The following is an 18,058-nucleotide window of genomic DNA, read 5'->3' on the forward strand; positions in this document are numbered from 1 at the left end:
AACCGAGCGTGAAAGTCGAGGAGCAAGATTATATCAATTGACGTGCAAGAGTGCCCACATTTTGTGACTTTGGTCGCAGATTTAATTTTTACAGGTAAAATATGACTTGTTGAAGGCGTGTAGTCTATTAAAGAAAAAGGGTAGCAATGGCTACCCTTTAAATTAGAAACATTAACAATTATACAAGGGTTGCCAAGATATCGTTAAATGTTTTGCTCGGACGCATTGCTGCATAGGCAATATCGTCATTAGGCTGGAAGTAACCGCCAACGTCTTTAGCCACGCCTTGAGCATTGTTTAGCTCGTCAACAATTGTTTGTGCCTGTGCTGTTAGTGTTTCAGCGTAAGCAGCGAATGTAGTTTGAAGTTCAGTATCAGTTGTTTGAGCCGCCAAAGACTGAGCCCAATAAAGTGACAAGAAGAAATGACTACCTCGGTTATCCAGCTCATTTACACGGCGAGAAGGTGATTTATTTTCATCTAAGAATTTGCCTGTTGCTTGATCAAGCGTATCAGCAAGTACTTGTGCTTTGGCATTACCAGTAGTTTGACTCAGGTGCTCAAGTGACGCCGCTAGCGCTAAAAACTCACCTAACGAGTCCCAACGTAAATGGTTTTCTTTTTCAAATTGTTGCACATGCTTAGGTGCTGAACCACCCGCGCCAGTTTCAAATAGGCCACCACCATTCATTAGTGGCACGATAGACAGCATTTTTGCGCTGGTACCTAGCTCAAGAATTGGGAATAAATCAGTCAAGTAGTCACGTAGTACGTTACCTGTAACTGAAATGGTATCTTTTCCTTCTTTCATGCGCGCTAAAGAGTACTCTGTTGCTGCAACAGGTGCTTTGATCAGCAGCTCTAAACCAGCAGTGTCATGATCTGCAAGGTATGTGTTTACTTTTTCAATAAGCTGAGCGTCGTGAGCTCGGTTTGCATCTAACCAGAATACAGCTGGAACACCGGTTGCGCGAGCACGGTTTACAGCAAGTTTAACCCAATCTTTAATTGGTGCATCTTTTACCTGACACATGCGCCAGATATCGCCTTGCTCAACATCATGTTGAAGTAGCACGGTATCATTTGCATCTACAACGCGAATTGTACCTGCTGATGGTGCTTCAAATGTTTTATCATGAGAACCATACTCTTCTGCTTTTTGTGCCATTAGGCCCACGTTCGGGATAGTACCCATTGTACGAGGATCAAACGCACCGTGTTCTTTACAGAAGTCGATAGTTGCTTGGTAAACGCCAGAATAACAACGGTCAGGAATAACAAAGCTGGTATCTTGCTGCTTACCTGCTGTGTTCCACATTTGACCGCTTGTACGAATAGCTGCTGGCATTGACGCATCAATGATCACGTCACTTGGGACGTGTAGGTTTGTGATACCACGATCGGAATCAACCATTGCAATGCTTGGGCTACTTTCATATACGGCTGCGATATCAGCTTCTACTTCAGCACGTTTTGCGTCATCTAGTTGTTGTATTTTTGTATATACATCACCTAAACCGTTGTTTACGTCAACACCTAGCTCTGCAAATAGTGCAGCATGCTTAGTGAATACGTCTTTATAGAATACTTTAACAGCATGGCCAAAAATGATTGGATCAGATACTTTCATCATTGTTGCTTTCATATGCAATGAGAATAGTACGCCTTTATCTTTTGCTGATGCAATCTCCGCGGCAAGGAAGTCTTGCAATGCAGAAACACTCATACGCGAAGCATCAATAATTTCGCCTGCTAACAATGCAGTGCTTGCTTTAAGCGTAGTTACATCACCATTACTTGCAATATGCTCAATGCGCACATTGGTGGCTTGCTCAACCGTAGTTGACTGCTCTGAACCGAAGAAATCGCCATCAGTCATGCTTGCAACATAAGACTGTGAATCTTTAGCCCATGCGCCCATTGAGTGTGGGTTTTTACGTGCATATGCTTTTACTGATGCTGGTGCGCGGCGGTCAGAGTTACCTTCACGAAGTACTGGGTTTACTGCGCTGCCTTTGATTTTATCGTAAGTTGCTTTAATCGCAGCTTGCTTTTCATCTTGTGGCTCAGCTGGGTAATCAGGAAGTGCATAGCCTTTTGCTTGAAGTTCTTTAATGGTTGCGTGTAATTGTGGTACAGATGCACTGATGTTAGGCAGTTTGATGATATTTGCTTCAGGCGTTTTAGCCAGCTCACCAAGTTCAGCAAGTGCATCACCGATACGTTGCTCTTCAGTTAAAAAGTCAGGGAAATTAGCAATGATACGGCCAGCTAATGAAATATCTCGAGTCTCGACTTCTACACCGGCTACGTTAGTGTACGCCTGAATAATAGGGAGTAAAGAGTAAGTTGCTAAAGCTGGAGCTTCATCTGTTTTAGTGTAAATAATTTTTGATGTCATCATCATTCCTAGAATTTGTGGCCTCTAAAAGCCATTCAACAATGCAAAGGGAACGCTATGTTGCCTAAGGCAAAAGGGTATAGCAAGTTTGTTAGATATTTTTACTTTAGGTAAAATAATAATATCTAACCCACCTAATAGACGTAGCAATTGTATCAATCATTACATATTGGGGCTAATTCAAAAAATTAAAGTTCCAGAATGAAAAAATATAAGGAAGTTTTAGAAAATGAAGCGAGCAGCGAATGCGACTCGCTTTATATAGTCATCGCTGCTGTTACACTAACAATTCACCGCTTGGCGCGATGTTGGTAGCGTGTAACCCTTTCGGGCCTTCTTGCAGCTCGAATGTTACACCTTGACCAGCTTTAAGTGTTTTGTATCCATCCATTACAATCGTCGAGTAATGGGCAAAGATATCTTCCTCGCTGCCGTCTTCTACGATGAAACCAAACCCTTTGGCGTTATTGAACCACTTGACTTTTCCGCAAGCCATACTTCTACATCCTTCTATAAGTGACTAAATTTAGTTAATCTAAACTTTATAATTTGCTAGACTGCCCATATAAAGCAATCTAGTACGACTGTAGTTTAAATAGGCAGTCAGTCAAGTTATTTACTATTTTTTTTAACATTTTATTTATTTTCTAATTCAAGTTTGCTTGAGTTACCAAGACAAGACTATATTTAATTATGAGTGGGACAAAAGATTCAGGTGTTATAGACACGGTACGTGAAAGTGAGAAGCAAAAGCTTAGCCCTCCGCGTAAGTACAAGGTCATTTTAAACAATGACGATTACACTCCAATGGATTTTGTAATCGAAATTTTAGTGACATTTTTTAATATGGATAGCGAAAGAGCAACTGATGTGATGTTACAAATTCATCACGAAGGGAAGGCTGTATGTGGAATATATCCTGCCGATATAGCGCACACAAAGGCTGAGCAGGTCAATCGTTACGCTCGCGACAATGAACACCCGTTGCTTTGTAGTTGTGAGCAAGAATAACCTTTTTAATTCTCGTTTGGGGGTTGCCAATGCTAAACAAAGATCTAGAAATAACCTTAAACGCCGCATTTCGTGAAGCTCGTACACGCCGTCATGAATTTATGACAGTAGAGCACTTACTTTTGGCGCTTATTGATAATCCATCTGCAGGAGAAGCGTTAGGCGCCTGTGGTGTTAATACTGAGACTCTAAAGCGAGAGCTGTCAGAGTTTATAGATGAGACAACGCCGGTCTTACCAGATTTAGAAGAAGATAGAGAGACTCAGCCTACACTTGGGTTTCAGCGAGTGTTACAGCGTGCTGTGTTCCATGTTCAATCGTCAGGGCGTAGTGAAGTTACAGGTGTAAATGTACTTGTGGCTATTTTTTCAGAGCAAGAGAGTCAAGCTGTATATTTGCTTAAGAAAAGTGATATTAGTCGGTTAGATATTGTTAACTTTATATCCCATGGTATCGCTAAGTCAGACGATGATGAGTCGGATCATGACGATCATGAAGAAATACATGAAGAATCAAATGACATCCAAAATGAAGAGAAATCTAAATTAGAAAACTTCACTGCGAATCTTAATGTAATGGCGCAAGCTGGTCAGATCGACCCATTAGTGGGCCGTGATGAAGAAGTCGAACGAACGGTTCAGGTGCTATGTCGTCGTAAAAAGAATAACCCTTTGCTTGTGGGTGAAGCTGGTGTTGGTAAAACAGCGATAGCTGAAGGGTTGGCATATCGAATTGTAAACAACCAAGTGCCAGATGTTATTGAGGATGCAGTTGTTTATTCGTTAGACATGGGGGCTTTGTTAGCGGGTACGAAATACCGAGGAGACTTTGAAAAACGTTTCAAAGCACTACTGAAAGAGTTGCAAGCAAAACCTCATGCTATTTTATTCATTGATGAAATTCACACAATAATAGGGGCGGGTGCAGCATCTGGCGGAGTCATGGATGCCTCTAATTTAATTAAACCGCTGTTATCGAGTGGCCAATTGCGCTGTATGGGTTCGACAACATACAACGAGTTTAAAAATATCTTTGAAAAAGACAGAGCATTGGTTCGCCGTTTCCAAAAAATTGATGTTGTGGAACCAAGTGTGGCAGATACAACAAAAATTCTATATGGGCTGAAAGAGCGTTATGAAGAACATCATGGCATTCGTTATACACAAAAAGCGCTGCGCGCTGCCGCTGAGTTAAGTGCAAAGTATATAAATGAACGCCAGCTACCAGATAAAGCAATTGATGTTATTGATGAGGCGGGAGCGAATCAACGTTTACTTCCTGTGTCACGCCGTAAAAAGACCATTGGTGTATCTGATATTGAAATGATTGTGTCAAAAATTGCGAGGATCCCACAGCAAAGTGTTTCTTCAAGCGACAAAGACACCCTCAAAAACTTGGACCGCAATTTGAAAATGTTGGTTTTTGGACAAGACCAGTCAATCGATGCACTTACGTCAGCGATTAGATTGTCTCGTTCAGGACTTGCAAATGAAGATAAGCCAATAGGCTCGTTTTTGTTCGCGGGACCAACCGGAGTTGGTAAAACAGAAGTGACGAAGCAGCTCGGCAAATGTATGGGGGTCGAATTTATACGCTTCGATATGTCAGAGTATTCTGAACGCCATGCTGTGAGCCGATTAATTGGTGCGCCTCCTGGTTATGTAGGCTATGAACAAGGCGGATTGTTAACTGATGCTGTGATAAAGCATCCTCATTCAGTGGTTTTACTAGATGAAATAGAAAAAGCTCACCCGGATATCTACAACATCTTACTTCAAGTTATGGATCACGGTACGTTGACAGATAACAACGGCCGAAAAGCGGATTTTAGAAATGTTGTATTAGTTATGACAACTAATGCTGGTGTTCAGGAAACCGTTCGTCAGTCTATTGGTTTTCAGGAACAAGATCACTCGCATGATGCGTTATCTGAAATCAATAAAGTGTTTACACCAGAGTTTAGAAATCGTTTAGATAATATTATTTGGTTTAATCATCTTGATAAAGAAGTGACGTTACAAGTAGTCGATAAGTTTATTGTTGAGTTACAGGCGCAGCTTGATCGTAAGTCTGTGAACTTAGAGCTCACATCGGCAGCACGGTCTTGGTTGGCAGATTTAGGCTACGATAAGGCGATGGGGGCACGTCCAATGGCACGTGTTATTCAAGAGCAGCTTAAAAAGCCTTTGGCTAACGAAATACTATTTGGTGAGTTAGTCGATGGCGGATCAGTTAAAGTGTGTATTAAGGATAACAAAATTGCATTTACTTATGAAAACGCGCTTGTTTCTGCATAAGCATTCATTATGTAACTAATGTCAAAAAGCCTAGCAATGCTAGGCTTTTTGTTTTGGGCTATATAAGCCCTGCTCAATAGACTTTTTATAACAACCATTGAGTAGGTTGATTAAACACGTCTATGAGCGACGTATTACAACCTGTTCCAAGAACAGTTCTACACGGTTCGATTAACGAGCACGGAAGACAATGCGTCCTTTGGTTAGGTCGTAAGGGGTCATTTCAACCGTTACTTTGTCACCTGTAAGAATACGGATGTAGTTCTTGCGCATTTTTCCAGAAATATGAGCAACAACCACGTGACCATTTTCTAACTCAACGCGGAACATTGTATTTGGTAAAGTATCAAGGACTGTGCCTTGCATTTCAATTACGTCTTCTTTCGCCATGTGTAGCGTAACACCTCTTTGAATATTTAAACGCAGGAGATTTTGCCCAAAAGCTTGCAATAAGTAAAGGAAAGGGTCAAAAAATTGTTATTTTATTAGCCTATGATGCCGATTAAAGTAGTAAAATGACTTTTTTGGTACGAAATTTAACGAATAGCGATAATGAACGGGTTATTTCTTTGCTGTCTTTTTCGTCGTGTTGGTATCGCTGTTAACCCAAATATCATTGATAAAACGTTGTGCAGGTTTATAGTGCGACTTGTATTTCATCTTTTTGCAGCTATCAATTTGGTACCCTAAATAGAGATATTGCTTTTTCGCCCTCTGCGCATAATCTATCTGCGCTAATATCATGACAGTTCCAAGGCTATATGATTCGTAATCAGGATCAAAAAAAGTGTAAATGGCAGAGAGAGAATTTGGCATCGTATCGGTTACGGCAACCGCGACCAGTTTATCAAAGTGCCAAAGCTCAATGAAAGTGATGGGTAACCAACGGCAGAACAAAAAACTTTCATATTGTAAATGGTTAGGTGGAAACATGCTGCCATCTTGATGCCGTAGTGAAATATACTTTTCGTACAGTGGGTAGTAGTTAGGACGTTCTTCATGACTTTCTACAATACTAAATTCATTATTTAGTTTGTTCCACTTACGTTTTTGTGACTTAGATTGCATAAAATCATAGGTGGGCAGTCGCAGTGATTGACATGCATTACATTTGGGGCAGTGCGGGCGATATATTTGGTCACCACTGCGTCGGAACCCTAATTCTAATAAACCTTCAAAACGCTCTGGTGTATAACAATTGTGATCTAAAATAACGAGTAATTGTTCTTGCTGCTCAGGTAAATAACTACAACTAAATTGCTGACTTAAACCAATTTTTGATGGAAAGTGTTCAGTCATATATGTTTTCCAAGGTTTGTGTTAGCCACATGTTGGCAGGCATATCGAACGCGTTTGCTTTGTTAAGTTTAGTCAAAAATTCAGTCCGTGGGATAACTTTTGCACCGAGCGTGTTTAAATAAGGATTCTCTAACTGGCAGTCAATGAAATGCGCATTGTGTCGCTTCAACCAATTAACCAATGCCCACATAGCGAGTTTTGAAGCGTTAGGTTGATTAAAAAACATGGATTCACCGCAGAATACGCCAGATTGCATAATGCCATATAAGCCACCAATCAGGTGTTCTTCATTCCATAGCTCAAGGCTATGTGCAAAACCGGCGTGATGCGCATCCATATACGCTTGAAGTATTTGGCTATTTATCCAAGTCCCTTCACTGTTTAGACGCTGAGTACGGCATGCTGTAATAACATCAGAAAAAGCGCGATTAATTGTAACCTTAGGTTTTATTCGACGCATCGCTTTTCGCAGTGATTTACTAATATGAAACTCATCTAACTCAATGACGCCACGCTCACTTGGCGACCACCACATAATTGGCTCTCGTTCATTGAACCATGGGAAAATTCCTTTGCTATAGGCTGTGCGAAGTCGAGTTAATGAGAGACACCCACCTACGGCCAATAAGCCATCTGGATTTGTGAGTGCTAGGTTACATGGGGGAAACTGACAGTTATCACTGGATAAATGAATAATTTGCTGCGTCATAGTAAAAGTTACGAATTACGGTAATTGTAAAATTGGAAATAAAATAACGCAAATTCAAAAAAAATCAAATGGGGGAGAGGCCCCCACTCAATGTAACTTATAGATTATCTAAGTAACGCTCAGCATCTAATGCAGCCATACAGCCTGTACCGGCTGATGTGATTGCTTGGCGGTAAATATGGTCAGATACATCACCAGCTGCGAAAACACCTTCAACGCTCGTCTGAGTAGCATTACCGTGTAATCCAGACTGGACAACCAAGTAACCATCCTTCATTTCCAATTGTCCTTCAAACATATCGGTGTTTGGCTTATGACCTATTGCAATAAAGACACCTGCTAGGTCAAGATCTTCCGTTTTTTCTGAATTTGTTTCTTTGATACGAATGCCTGTTACGCCCATGTCATCGCCGAGTACTTCATCTAGGTTACGGTTTAAGTGCAGTGTAACGTTACCATTTTTAGCTTTATCCATTAAACGGTCTGCAAGGATCTTTTCGCTACGAAATGAATCGCGACGGTGAATAACATGTACTTCATCTGCAATATTTGATAGGTAAAGCGCTTCTTCAACAGCGGTATTACCGCCACCAACAACCGCCACTTTTTGGCCTTTGTAGAAGAAACCATCACAGGTCGCACAAGCGGATACACCACGACCTTGGAAAGCGGTTTCAGACTCAAGACCTAGATATTTTGCCGATGCGCCAGTGGCAATGATCAATGCATCACAAGTGTAGGTACCTTGATCACCTGTTAAAGTGAATGGACGTTTTGAAACATCTACTTTGTTAATATGATCAAAAATTATTTCAGTCTCAAATCGTTCAGCGTGCTCTTTCATGCGATCCATTAATGCAGGACCAGTCAGACCATGTGCATCACCAGGCCAGTTTTCAACTTCTGTTGTCGTGGTTAATTGTCCACCTTGTTGCATGCCTGTGATCAGCACTGGGTTTAAATTTGCACGTGCCGCATAAACTGCCGCGGTATAGCCCGCTGGGCCAGATCCTAAAATAAGCAGTTTACAATGTTTACCATCACTCATTATGATTTCCTAAAATGTTATATACTCTGATTGAATGAGGTTGATTCTAAGAAATTCAAGCAAGATGTAAAATAAAATCAACATTTCATTTTTTGATAAATCAGGAAGATGTCAAAAATACTGTACTTGAGCGTTTTTTGCGCCATTGGCACGAAAATGAACGCTTATTCATGACCAAGTAGGTTTTTTTTGATATGTTTTAAAGAAGTATATTTCGTTAGTCCGCTTGGATTGACTCTCAACTATAGGTATTTATGGCTTTTTGGCAGGAAACTCCAGGGTTTGAATTAGAGGCTAAAAACATTCAAATTCTGACAGATGCAAAGCAGTATCATGGGCAATTGTTACAGTTGATAAAGGGTGCACAGCGTCGTATTTATATCACGGCACTTTATCTTCAAGATGATGAAGCAGGGAGAGAGATCTTAACTGCACTACATGATGCATCCCTTGCAAATCCAGATCTCAAAGTCAATGTATTAGTCGATTTTCATCGTGCACAGCGCGGATTGATTGGCGCACAAAAATCAGATGGCAATGCGAGTTTATATTGCCAAGCATTGAGTGACTTGCAAAGTAATGTCAAAGTATATGGCGTGCCTGTTAAAGCAAAAGAACTTTTTGGTGTTTTGCACTTAAAAGGGTTTGTAATGGATGACACCGTTATGTACAGCGGTGCAAGTCTAAATGATGTGTATTTACACAAAGATTCAAAATATCGCTTAGATCGTTATTTTTTAATAAATCAGTCTCAACTTGCCGATAGTTTCTGTGATTTTACAGATCGATATTTGATCAGCAGTGAGGGTGTACCTAGAATAGATAGTCGACCACTGCCTATATTTAGTGATATCAAATTAGCACAAAAAAAATTAATGCGAGAATTGAAAAAAGCCAAATATGATTTGTCTGAAGCAAGCAATCAAAATGGTCTTAACATTCGTGCGTTTTTAGGGTTTGGTCGTCGTACAAATAAGCTTAATCGTTTAATTAAAAACCTATTTGATACAACAGAACAGGAGCTTATTTTATACACACCCTATTTTAACTTTCCGGCGCCTCTTTTACGTTCACTCAGGCGATTATTAAAGCAAGGAAAGCAGGTAACAGTGGTGGTGGGTGATAAAACGGCAAATGACTTTTATATTTGCCCAGAACAACCCTTTAGCCGAATTGGTGCTTTACCTTATTTATATGAGACGATTTTACAGAAGTTTCTCAAAAGCCAAAAGCGTCACATTACTTCGGGTCAATTAAAAGTCTATTTGTGGAAAGATGGGGTAAACTCATTCCATTTAAAGGGAATTTGCAAAGATAATCATACACATTTGCTAAGTGGGCATAATTTGAACCCTAGAGCTTGGGGGCTTGATATTGAAAATGGCATTTTGATTGAAGACCCGCAAAAACAGGTATTACCGGGTATTGAGCAAGAAAAACAGGCAATTTTAGATAAATGTCGTTTGCTTACTGGCCCAGATGATATTGAATCATTAAATGATTATCCATTACCGGTTCGAAAGTTACTTGGTCAAGCTAAACGCGTGAAGGTTGATTTTATTATTAAGAAGTTTATCTAGTCTGACTTTATCGAGCGAAAAGATTATATTAAAAAGGGCCTTAGGCCCTTTTTAATATTTATAGGTATTCGCGTTTATTCATAAGCTTCGTTATGCACATTGGCAGCACGACCAGATGGATCTGCATTGTTTTGAAATGAAGCATCCCATGCAAGCGCTTCTGGTGTTGAACATGCAACTGATTTACCATGAGGTACACAATTTGCGGCAGCATCGCCCGGGAAATGTTCTTCAAATATTACTCGGTAAAAGTAAGCCTCTTTACTGTCTGGAGTATTGATTGGAAAGCGGTATTTAGCATTGGCTAAGTCTTGATCTGATACCTGATCGTTGACATGGGCTTTTAATGAATCGATCCAACTATATCCAACTCCATCAGAGAATTGCTCTTTTTGTCTCCAAAGTACGCTGTCAGGTAAGTAACCATCAAACGCTTCGCGTAGAATATGCTTTTCAATACGACCATCTTTACACATTTTATAGTCGGGGTTACTGCGCATCGCGATATCAACAAACTCTTTGTCTAAGAAAGGCACTCGCGCTTCTACACCCCAAGCGGCCATGGATTTATTAGCCCGAAGGCAATCAAACATGTGTAACTTAGATACTTTTCGATTCAGTTCTTCATGAAACTCTTTTGCATTCGGGGCTTTGTGGAAATAAAGGTAGCCGCCAAATAATTCATCAGCGCCTTCGCCAGAAAGTACCATTTTTATACCCATTGCTTTTATTTGTCTAGACATTAAATACATCGGCGTTGATGCCCTAATTGTGGTGACATCATAAGTTTCTAAGTGATAAACAACTTCTCTTAATGCATCAATACCTTGTTGGACCGTAAAAACTATAGGGTGGTGGACAGTGCCTATTTCATCGGCCACAACTTGTGCAGCAGCAAGGTCAGGTGACCCAGCTAAACCAATAGAAAAGGAGTGCAACTTTGGCCACCATGCATCAGATGCATCATTGTCTTCTATACGTTTAGCTGCAAACTTTTGAGTAATTGCCGAAATAACGGATGAATCTAAGCCGCCAGACAATAACACTCCATACGGAACGTCACACATGAGTTGGCGTTTTACTGCCGCTTCTAGTGCATTTTTAACATCCAACGGGTTCGCTGAATTAGTTTTTACGGCGTCATAAGATTGCCAATCACGTTGATAGTAAGGGCGTAACGTTCCTTCTTTAGAATATAAGTAATGCCCAGGAGGAAATTCCTCTATTGAGGTGCAAATCGGTGTTAGTGCTTTCATTTCACTGGCAACGTAAAAGTTACCATGCTGATCTCGGCCCGTATAAAGAGGGATAATACCAATGTGATCTCGGCCTATTAAATAACTGTCTTGCGTTTCGTCATATAAACAAAATGCAAAAATACCGTTCAAGTCATCCAAAAATTCCGGGCCTTTTTGTTTATATAGCGCGAGAATAATTTCGCAGTCAGATTCAGTTTGAAAAGAAAAATCAGTGGTGAGGCTTTGAGCGAGTTCTTTATGGTTATATATTTCTCCATTGACTGCAAGTATGTTGGTTTTTTCGGGGTTATATAGTGGCTGTGCCCCACTTGATACGCCGACAATAGCTAACCGCTCGTGTACCAATATTGCTTTATCTGTCGCATATACACCAGACCAATCAGGGCCTCGATGTCGGAGCGTTTTTGACATCTCTATTGCTTGACCTCGTAATTGTATTGGATCAGATTTTAATTCTAATACCCCAAAAATAGAACACATAAAATACCTCATTCCTGCGTTGGTTAGCTAAAGTGCTAATTATTTATTTTGTTGATGAAGAACGACGGTTTAATACCGTGTTTTCCTTATTATAGATTTACCAGAAATACATAGAGAAGTCACACAGTTAAGTGGGTTTTTTAAAGGGAGTTTAATGACTATATTGGTGCAATAAATGAGGATATTGCACCAATATGGAAGGTGGTTTAGTGCGTTGTGCCAGCTGCAACTTTTAAATCAGACTCATTGCTGATCGCGGCCGCAATAATGACTTTAATTGCTGACATGACCGTTTCTTGAGCCATGCTTGATGCACCATTGTGATGCACTGCTTGGGATGGTAAATAGGGGATATGTATAAAGCCACCTTTTATATTGTAGTGGTGCAGCGTAATTTCATGCATTAATCCATACATCACATGATTACATACATATGTCCCAGCAGTATTTGAAACGGCGGCGGGAATATCCGATTTGTGCAGGGCAAGTAAAATACGCTTAATTGGTAAGTTGGTGAAATAGGCGGCGGGCCCCAGTGGAATGACAGGTGTATCAATTGGCTGATTACCCGCGTTATCTGCAATACGGGCATCGTTCACATTAATTGCAATTCGTTCTAGTGATATGTCGGCTCGCCCCCCGGCCTGACCGACACATAATACTAACTGTGGAGAATATTTATTAATTGCACCACGTAGTACATCTAAAGATGTATCGAATTCACATGGGAGCTCTTTGGTGCGGATAGTTAACCCGTCAATAGCGATTCCTTCTAACGCTTGTACCGCTAGCCATGAAGGATTAATTAACTCACCGCCAAAAGGAGCGAAGCCAGTGATAAGAACACAAGGTTTGTGTGAGTTAGTCATTAAATATTACTCCATACATTAGTAAAATATTAATTGCGAGCAAAGTTAATGCGGTTGGGATTTGCACCTTGATAACTTGATATTTATCTTTTAAATCTAACAATGCGGCAGGGACAATATTGAAATTTGCAGCCATTGGTGTCATTAGTGTGCCGCAATAACCTGAATACATACCAATTGCAACGAGTGGTGCGGCAGAGGCACCATGCCCTTGAATTAAGAAAGGCACGGCAATGCCTGCTGTCATGACCGGAAATGCAGCAAAAGCATTACCCATGATCATGGTAAATAACGCCATACCAACACAATACAAAACAACTAACATGAAGCGGTTATCGGGTGAAATAAATAACGTGACGAGATCTTGGATGGCGGTGCCAGTTTGAGCCACTATGAATACACCACCGAGCATCGCTAACATTTGCGGTAAAATAGCAGCCCACCCGATAGAATCTACTAATCGACGAGATTCAGTGAGTGCGCGTATTGGGCTGCCAGAAGTAAATTTCCAGCCAATTAACAAGGCAACACCACACGCTAGGGTTAAAGAAGCTAATGTAAGATGACGCTGGTCGAATATGTACCAGCCATCGATATTTAAGTCTCCGAGAAGTAAGGTACAAATGACGGTGACGATAGGGATCATAACTGCTGGCATAAATAGTTTATTGCCAATTGTTTCTGCACTATGTGATTTAGCCTCATCTGATGGTGTGTCATAAGTGCCCATCGATACACGCCCAAACCCAGCGAGTAGTGCAATGACCATAACACTCACACCAACCCACTGATAAGTAATGGCTTTACCAAGCAGTGAAATTGAAAGATCACCAAATAAAAACACATTACCAAATAATAGCCAAAAGAGTGCGGTACTGTATTTTTTCGGATGGCCTTTATCTTGTAACGTTCTCATTACTAAAAACATAACAACAAAGCCAATAAGTAAATATATGTTTTCGATTGATATGATAGCGGGAGGTGTATTTACAACATTTGACGGAGCACTCATGATAGCTCCTCCGTTAACCTAGTCTGAGGTTGATTCTTATAAAAAGCAATCTCACGACTAATTTTTGCTTCGAGCCTAGCCAATCTAAATAAATGAACGAGTAAAGCGGCGATTGCTGTGGGAATGGCCCATAAGCCAATATGGAGCGGTTCAATACCAGTAATACCATTTTCTTTTAGGAAAGCATCCATGAGTAACACCGCGCCAAAAGCGATGAAGATATCTTCTCCAAAAAACATAGCAATATTATCACATGCGGCCGCATGTGCACTGATCATATCTTTGACTTCTTTAGGTAATTCGCCATGTAGGTTTGTCGCAGCGCCTAATGCCATCGGTGCTAATAAGGGCCTAACCGTTTGAGGTTGTCCCGCTAGACTCAGTAAGCCTAGCGCAGAAGAGCATTCTCGTACTACGAAATAGACGGATAAAATGCGTGCAGTCGTTGCACTTTTTATACTCGCAATCCAGCTTTGTGCACGTTGTTGCAAACCATAGCGTTCAAGCAATGCGATCACAGGTAAAATCAGGAGAAAACTTGCAAGTTGACGAGAATTCATGAATTTCTCACCAAACGTTTCAATCAGTGCCAAGAAGTTCATATCGACCGCCCAACCGGTGACGATACCTGCGGCGGTGACCACCAGTAGCGGGTTAAATCGCAGTGCAAAGCCTAGCACTACGATTGCGATTCCACTTAGTGGTAATAGGTTTAAGTCTGTCATATTTATCACTCTATTTATTATTTTTTGCTAGCGTAAATTGCGCTAAGTGAGCTGATTGCTTTTCACTTGCACTATATGCTTGTGAAACAGTAGATTGCACAAATTGGACTGTTTGTTGTGTACCTAATTGACTAAATAAACGAAGGTCGGCGTTAATTACGGTGGCGATAATTGGATACCCCCCTGTAGTTTGACAGTCATTCAACAGCACTATAGGCTCTCCGTTTGGTGGCAGTTGGATCACGCCAGGATGTACCCCTTGGCTGGCTATCGTTGTGTTGTGTTGTACGGTATTTTTTGCTGTAAGTCGGGAACCCATACGGTTATTTAGCTCACTGACATACCAAGCGGTTGTCAATAAATGCTCAAAAGCACCGTCTGGCAGCTTATCACAGTGAGGCCCTTTAAGTACTCTTACCTCATTGGTGTATGCTGGCTGTTGTGCGCCTATGCGAGAAAGCGGCGTAGGGCAAGGCGTAAAAGTAAGTTGGTCATTGGCATTTAAAGCTCTACCATTAAATCCGCCAAAATTTGCTTGTATATCGGTAGATTTGGCACCGAGTACTTCGGAAATTTCGATACCGCCTTGAATAGCTAAATAAGCTCTTTGAGCACTTTTACTGGTTGAAAAAGTGAGAGTGTCGTCAGTATTGGCGAAATAACGCCACCCTGAATATAAAGGCTGACCATTCAATTTGGCTGATAAGTCTCCCCCAGTTATGGCGAAATTAACAGGCGCGGTGAATTGAAATTGAGCGAGGCCAATGGTTATTTCAATCACGGGAGTATTTTGTGCATTGTTGACAAGTAAATTTGCTAGCTGGAATGCAATTGGGTCGAGTGCACCGCATTGACTCACACCTAGATGCCTATAACCTACACGGCCTAAGTCTTGAATTGAGGACAACACGCCAGACTTAATGATGTTTAACATAATCCTTCCTTTGACGGCATGAACTTAACTTGGTCTCCAGGCATGAGCACACTAGGCTGTGCGCGCAGAGGGTCAAACAAGGGAGTATCGCATTGCCCCAATAAGTGCCATCCACCAGGAGAAGCACTGGGATAAACGGCGGTGAGTTCTTGTGCTATAGCCACAGAACCTTTAGGTACATGAGTTCTAGGGGTTTCTTTCCGCGGTAATTGTAACGCTTTCGGGAGTGTCCCCAAGTACGCAAAACCAGGTAAAAACCCTATAAACTCAACTTGGTACAGTATGGATGAATGAAGTTCGACAATTTGTTTTTCAGTTATTTGTAACGTATTTGCCAATGCGGTCAGATCAGGGCCAAAATTGCGGCCATACTTTACAGTTAACGTGTGAGTGGTCGGTGTATAGCTGGTCACTTCACACTCGTCCCATAGGGCATTGATCTTTGCTATCCAAAGAGGGTGATCTTGCGGGTTTTTGAGGTAGACAGTGACTGAAGCCTTAGCGGGTACCACTTCAAAAAATGCGTCACTTTGCAATAATTTTGCTGTCAGTGCAAATAAACGGCGTTGCGCATTACGGGCAGGGCTTTGGGTAGTAAGTGTAAATACAATTGTATGCTCCCCAAGCAGGTAACAATGCTTATCAGTCATTGCGTTTCCATATCATTGTTATTATTGTCGATAGTATATCGAATTTGTTACTTGCAGATACAAAAAAGCCACACAATGCATGGCTTTTTTAACTCAGAGTGTTAATTCACATCGTTTGATGTATCGCTCTATTGTGTTTTTAACAGCCACTCACTTAATAAACGTACGCCATAACCTGTTCCACCTAGAGGAATTTCTCCTTTTGCTGAGCTAGAGAGTGCATTACCTGCAATGTCGATATGAACCCAACGTGTTTCACCTGCAAACTGTTGCAAGAAAGTCGCTGCGGTTGTTGCTCCAGGGCCACTAGAACCAATATTTTTAAAGTCGGCAATATCAGAAGACAGGGTATCTTTGTAACCTAGGGGTAAGCGCCAAACTTGTTCGTTAACCTGCTTGCCAGCGAGTGTAAATTCATTTATCAGCTGATCATCATCTGAGAAAATTGCTGAATATCGATTCCCGACAGCACGAATCTTTGATCCAGTTAAGGTGGCAACATCAACCATTATCTCTGGCTTGAAGTGCTTACGGGCATACCACATGGCATCGCTTAATACGAGGCGCCCTTCTGCGTCTGTATTGACCACTTCAACACTTAACCCTTCAGCTGTACGTAATACATCCCCAGGCGCGATGGCATATTGTGATACCATGTTTGCTGCCATGCCCATAACAGCGACAACGTTCATGTCTGCTTTATTTAGTGCCATTGCTTTAATGGTACCCAGTACAGCTGCTGCACCTGCCATATCGGATTTCATTCGAGCTATTGAGGCACCTTTTTTTATGCTGTAACCACCAGAGTCAAACGTTATTCCTTTGCCGATAAGTGCAATTGGTGTGTCTGAGTTGCCTTCATAATGTGCAACGACTAGGCGTGCACCTTCTTTACTACCTCGACCAACCCCTTCGAGGGCACCCATTCCAAGCTCTTTCAATTGTGCAGGCTTTAAAATAGTTACTTTAACACCATATTGCTCTAGATCTTTTGCCGCTTTAGCAAAATCAACTGGGGTCATTTCTGTTGCCACTTCAGAAGTTAAATCTCGGGCTAAAAAAACACCTTGCTCAACGTGCGCAAGCTGCTGATATTGTTCACGAGTACGTGTATCGTTAGCGACATGAATGTTATAGCTAACATTAAATGTTTGTGGCTCTTTTTTATAAACTTCGAACGTATAGTCACGCAAGTTTGCGCCGTGGGCGAATTGTGCAGCCAATTCGCTATTGTCTTTACCGTTGCCGATAGATGCGAGTGCGAGTGAAGCAGAGACTACTTTTTTCGACTCTAATTTCGCATGGATGTTACCACCTAGCTTAGCCATTTTGGCGTTGGTTAATGTCTCTTTCTTACCAAGACCAACAATGAGTATACGACTGTACTTACTATCAATAGGCGCAATAACTTCAACGGTTTTACCATACTCACCTGTAAATGCATCAGCTTTTGTTGCACGCTCTAATTGCTTTCGTGTGTTGCTATCTAAAAACTTAAGATTGGCATTACCATCTGAATTTTGAAAAACGACAAGTGCATCACCTTTAACTAAATGAGATGTAAAATTAAAGTCAGCAGCAAAAGCACTTGCTGAGCTTAATACAGCGAATGATAGAGCACTCAAAGAAAAAGATAGTTTCATGATAAATCCTAAGTAAAAAATCAAAATAGCTTTTACCTGAAAAAAGTAAAGGTAGTAACTAATAGTCGTTGAATCGCCAGTTATTACAGTTAAATTACCACCAACCTTTAAGCAGTATGAGCGTTTAGTATGGTTTGTTTT

General features: G+C 41.1%; 16 protein-coding genes. 3 read left to right on the forward strand and 13 right to left on the reverse strand.

The window, feature by feature from the left end; genetic code table 11:
* Positions 1-178 precede the first annotated feature (178 nt).
* Positions 179-2,401, reverse strand: coding sequence for an NADP-dependent isocitrate dehydrogenase (locus J8M01_RS19935; RefSeq protein ID WP_211059098.1), 2,223 nt, complete (start codon positions 2,399-2,401; stop codon positions 179-181).
* Positions 2,402-2,678: 277 nt separating this feature from the next.
* Positions 2,679-2,897, reverse strand: coding sequence for a cold shock domain-containing protein CspD (gene cspD, locus J8M01_RS19940; RefSeq protein ID WP_010363137.1), 219 nt, complete (start codon positions 2,895-2,897; stop codon positions 2,679-2,681).
* Between the two features lie 197 nt (positions 2,898-3,094).
* Between cspD and clpS the strand changes: the two genes are divergently transcribed.
* Together clpS and clpA are read left to right on the forward strand one after the other, a co-directional pair.
* Positions 3,095-3,412, forward strand: a complete 318-nt coding sequence (gene clpS / locus J8M01_RS19945; protein ID WP_192507735.1) for an ATP-dependent Clp protease adapter ClpS — start codon at positions 3,095-3,097, stop codon at positions 3,410-3,412.
* Between the two features lie 29 nt (positions 3,413-3,441).
* Positions 3,442-5,709 carry an ATP-dependent Clp protease ATP-binding subunit ClpA gene (clpA, locus tag J8M01_RS19950; RefSeq protein WP_210997174.1) on the forward strand — a complete coding sequence of 756 codons (2,268 nt, stop codon included), beginning with the start codon at positions 3,442-3,444 and terminating at the stop codon, positions 5,707-5,709.
* A 171-nt stretch (positions 5,710-5,880) separates the two neighbouring features.
* Here the strand turns inward: clpA and infA are convergent, their stop codons facing one another.
* The 4 genes from infA to trxB form a co-directional block, all read right to left on the reverse strand.
* Positions 5,881-6,099, reverse strand: coding sequence for a translation initiation factor IF-1 (gene infA / locus J8M01_RS19955; RefSeq protein ID WP_058029687.1), 219 nt, complete (start codon positions 6,097-6,099; stop codon positions 5,881-5,883).
* A 171-nt stretch (positions 6,100-6,270) separates the two neighbouring features.
* Positions 6,271-7,008 (reverse strand): arginyltransferase, encoded by a 738-nt coding sequence (locus tag J8M01_RS19960; RefSeq protein WP_192507733.1) that lies wholly within the window; start codon positions 7,006-7,008, stop codon positions 6,271-6,273.
* Positions 7,001-7,717, reverse strand: coding sequence for a leucyl/phenylalanyl-tRNA--protein transferase (gene aat / locus J8M01_RS19965; RefSeq protein ID WP_192507732.1), 717 nt, complete (start codon positions 7,715-7,717; stop codon positions 7,001-7,003). Before aat ends, J8M01_RS19960 begins: the two co-directional genes overlap by 8 nt.
* Before the next feature lie 97 nt (positions 7,718-7,814).
* Positions 7,815-8,765: a thioredoxin-disulfide reductase gene (trxB, locus tag J8M01_RS19970; protein WP_192507731.1), complete on the reverse strand. Its 951-nt coding sequence runs from the start codon at positions 8,763-8,765 to the stop codon at positions 7,815-7,817.
* A gap of 254 nt (positions 8,766-9,019) precedes the next feature.
* Here trxB and pssA point away from each other — a divergent pair, with 254 nt between their 5' ends.
* On the forward strand, positions 9,020-10,345 hold the full coding sequence (gene pssA, locus J8M01_RS19975) for a CDP-diacylglycerol--serine O-phosphatidyltransferase (RefSeq protein WP_211059099.1): 1,326 nt from the start codon (positions 9,020-9,022) through the stop codon (positions 10,343-10,345).
* Between the two features lie 74 nt (positions 10,346-10,419).
* On the opposite strand, the gene asnB is transcribed toward pssA, so the two are convergent.
* The 7 genes from asnB to J8M01_RS20010 form a co-directional block, all read right to left on the reverse strand.
* Positions 10,420-12,084, reverse strand: coding sequence for an asparagine synthase B (asnB, locus tag J8M01_RS19980; RefSeq protein ID WP_211049621.1), 1,665 nt, complete (start codon positions 12,082-12,084; stop codon positions 10,420-10,422).
* A 206-nt stretch (positions 12,085-12,290) separates the two neighbouring features.
* Positions 12,291-12,953, reverse strand: coding sequence for a pyroglutamyl-peptidase I (gene pcp, locus J8M01_RS19985; RefSeq protein ID WP_210997179.1), 663 nt, complete (start codon positions 12,951-12,953; stop codon positions 12,291-12,293).
* On the reverse strand, positions 12,946-13,965 hold the full coding sequence (locus J8M01_RS19990; protein ID WP_210997180.1) for a DUF979 domain-containing protein: 1,020 nt from the start codon (positions 13,963-13,965) through the stop codon (positions 12,946-12,948). Before J8M01_RS19990 ends, pcp begins: the two co-directional genes overlap by 8 nt.
* The gene (locus J8M01_RS19995; protein ID WP_211059100.1) at positions 13,962-14,690 is read right to left on the reverse strand and encodes a DUF969 domain-containing protein; all 729 of its coding nucleotides are present in this window, start codon (positions 14,688-14,690) and stop codon (positions 13,962-13,964) included. Before J8M01_RS19995 ends, J8M01_RS19990 begins: the two co-directional genes overlap by 4 nt.
* A gap of 10 nt (positions 14,691-14,700) precedes the next feature.
* Positions 14,701-15,624: a biotin-dependent carboxyltransferase family protein gene (locus J8M01_RS20000; protein ID WP_211059101.1), complete on the reverse strand. Its 924-nt coding sequence runs from the start codon at positions 15,622-15,624 to the stop codon at positions 14,701-14,703.
* Positions 15,618-16,274 carry a 5-oxoprolinase subunit PxpB gene (gene pxpB / locus J8M01_RS20005; protein WP_211059102.1) on the reverse strand — a complete coding sequence of 219 codons (657 nt, stop codon included), beginning with the start codon at positions 16,272-16,274 and terminating at the stop codon, positions 15,618-15,620. The genes J8M01_RS20000 and pxpB overlap by 7 nt, the downstream gene beginning before the upstream one ends.
* Before the next feature lie 128 nt (positions 16,275-16,402).
* Positions 16,403-17,917 (reverse strand): leucyl aminopeptidase, encoded by a 1,515-nt coding sequence (locus J8M01_RS20010; RefSeq protein WP_211059103.1) that lies wholly within the window; start codon positions 17,915-17,917, stop codon positions 16,403-16,405.
* Between the last annotated feature and the right edge of the window lie 141 nt (positions 17,918-18,058).

Source organism: Pseudoalteromonas sp. MMG005 (assembly GCF_018101015.1).
Taxonomy (GTDB): Bacteria; Pseudomonadota; Gammaproteobacteria; order Enterobacterales; family Alteromonadaceae; genus Pseudoalteromonas; species Pseudoalteromonas aurantia.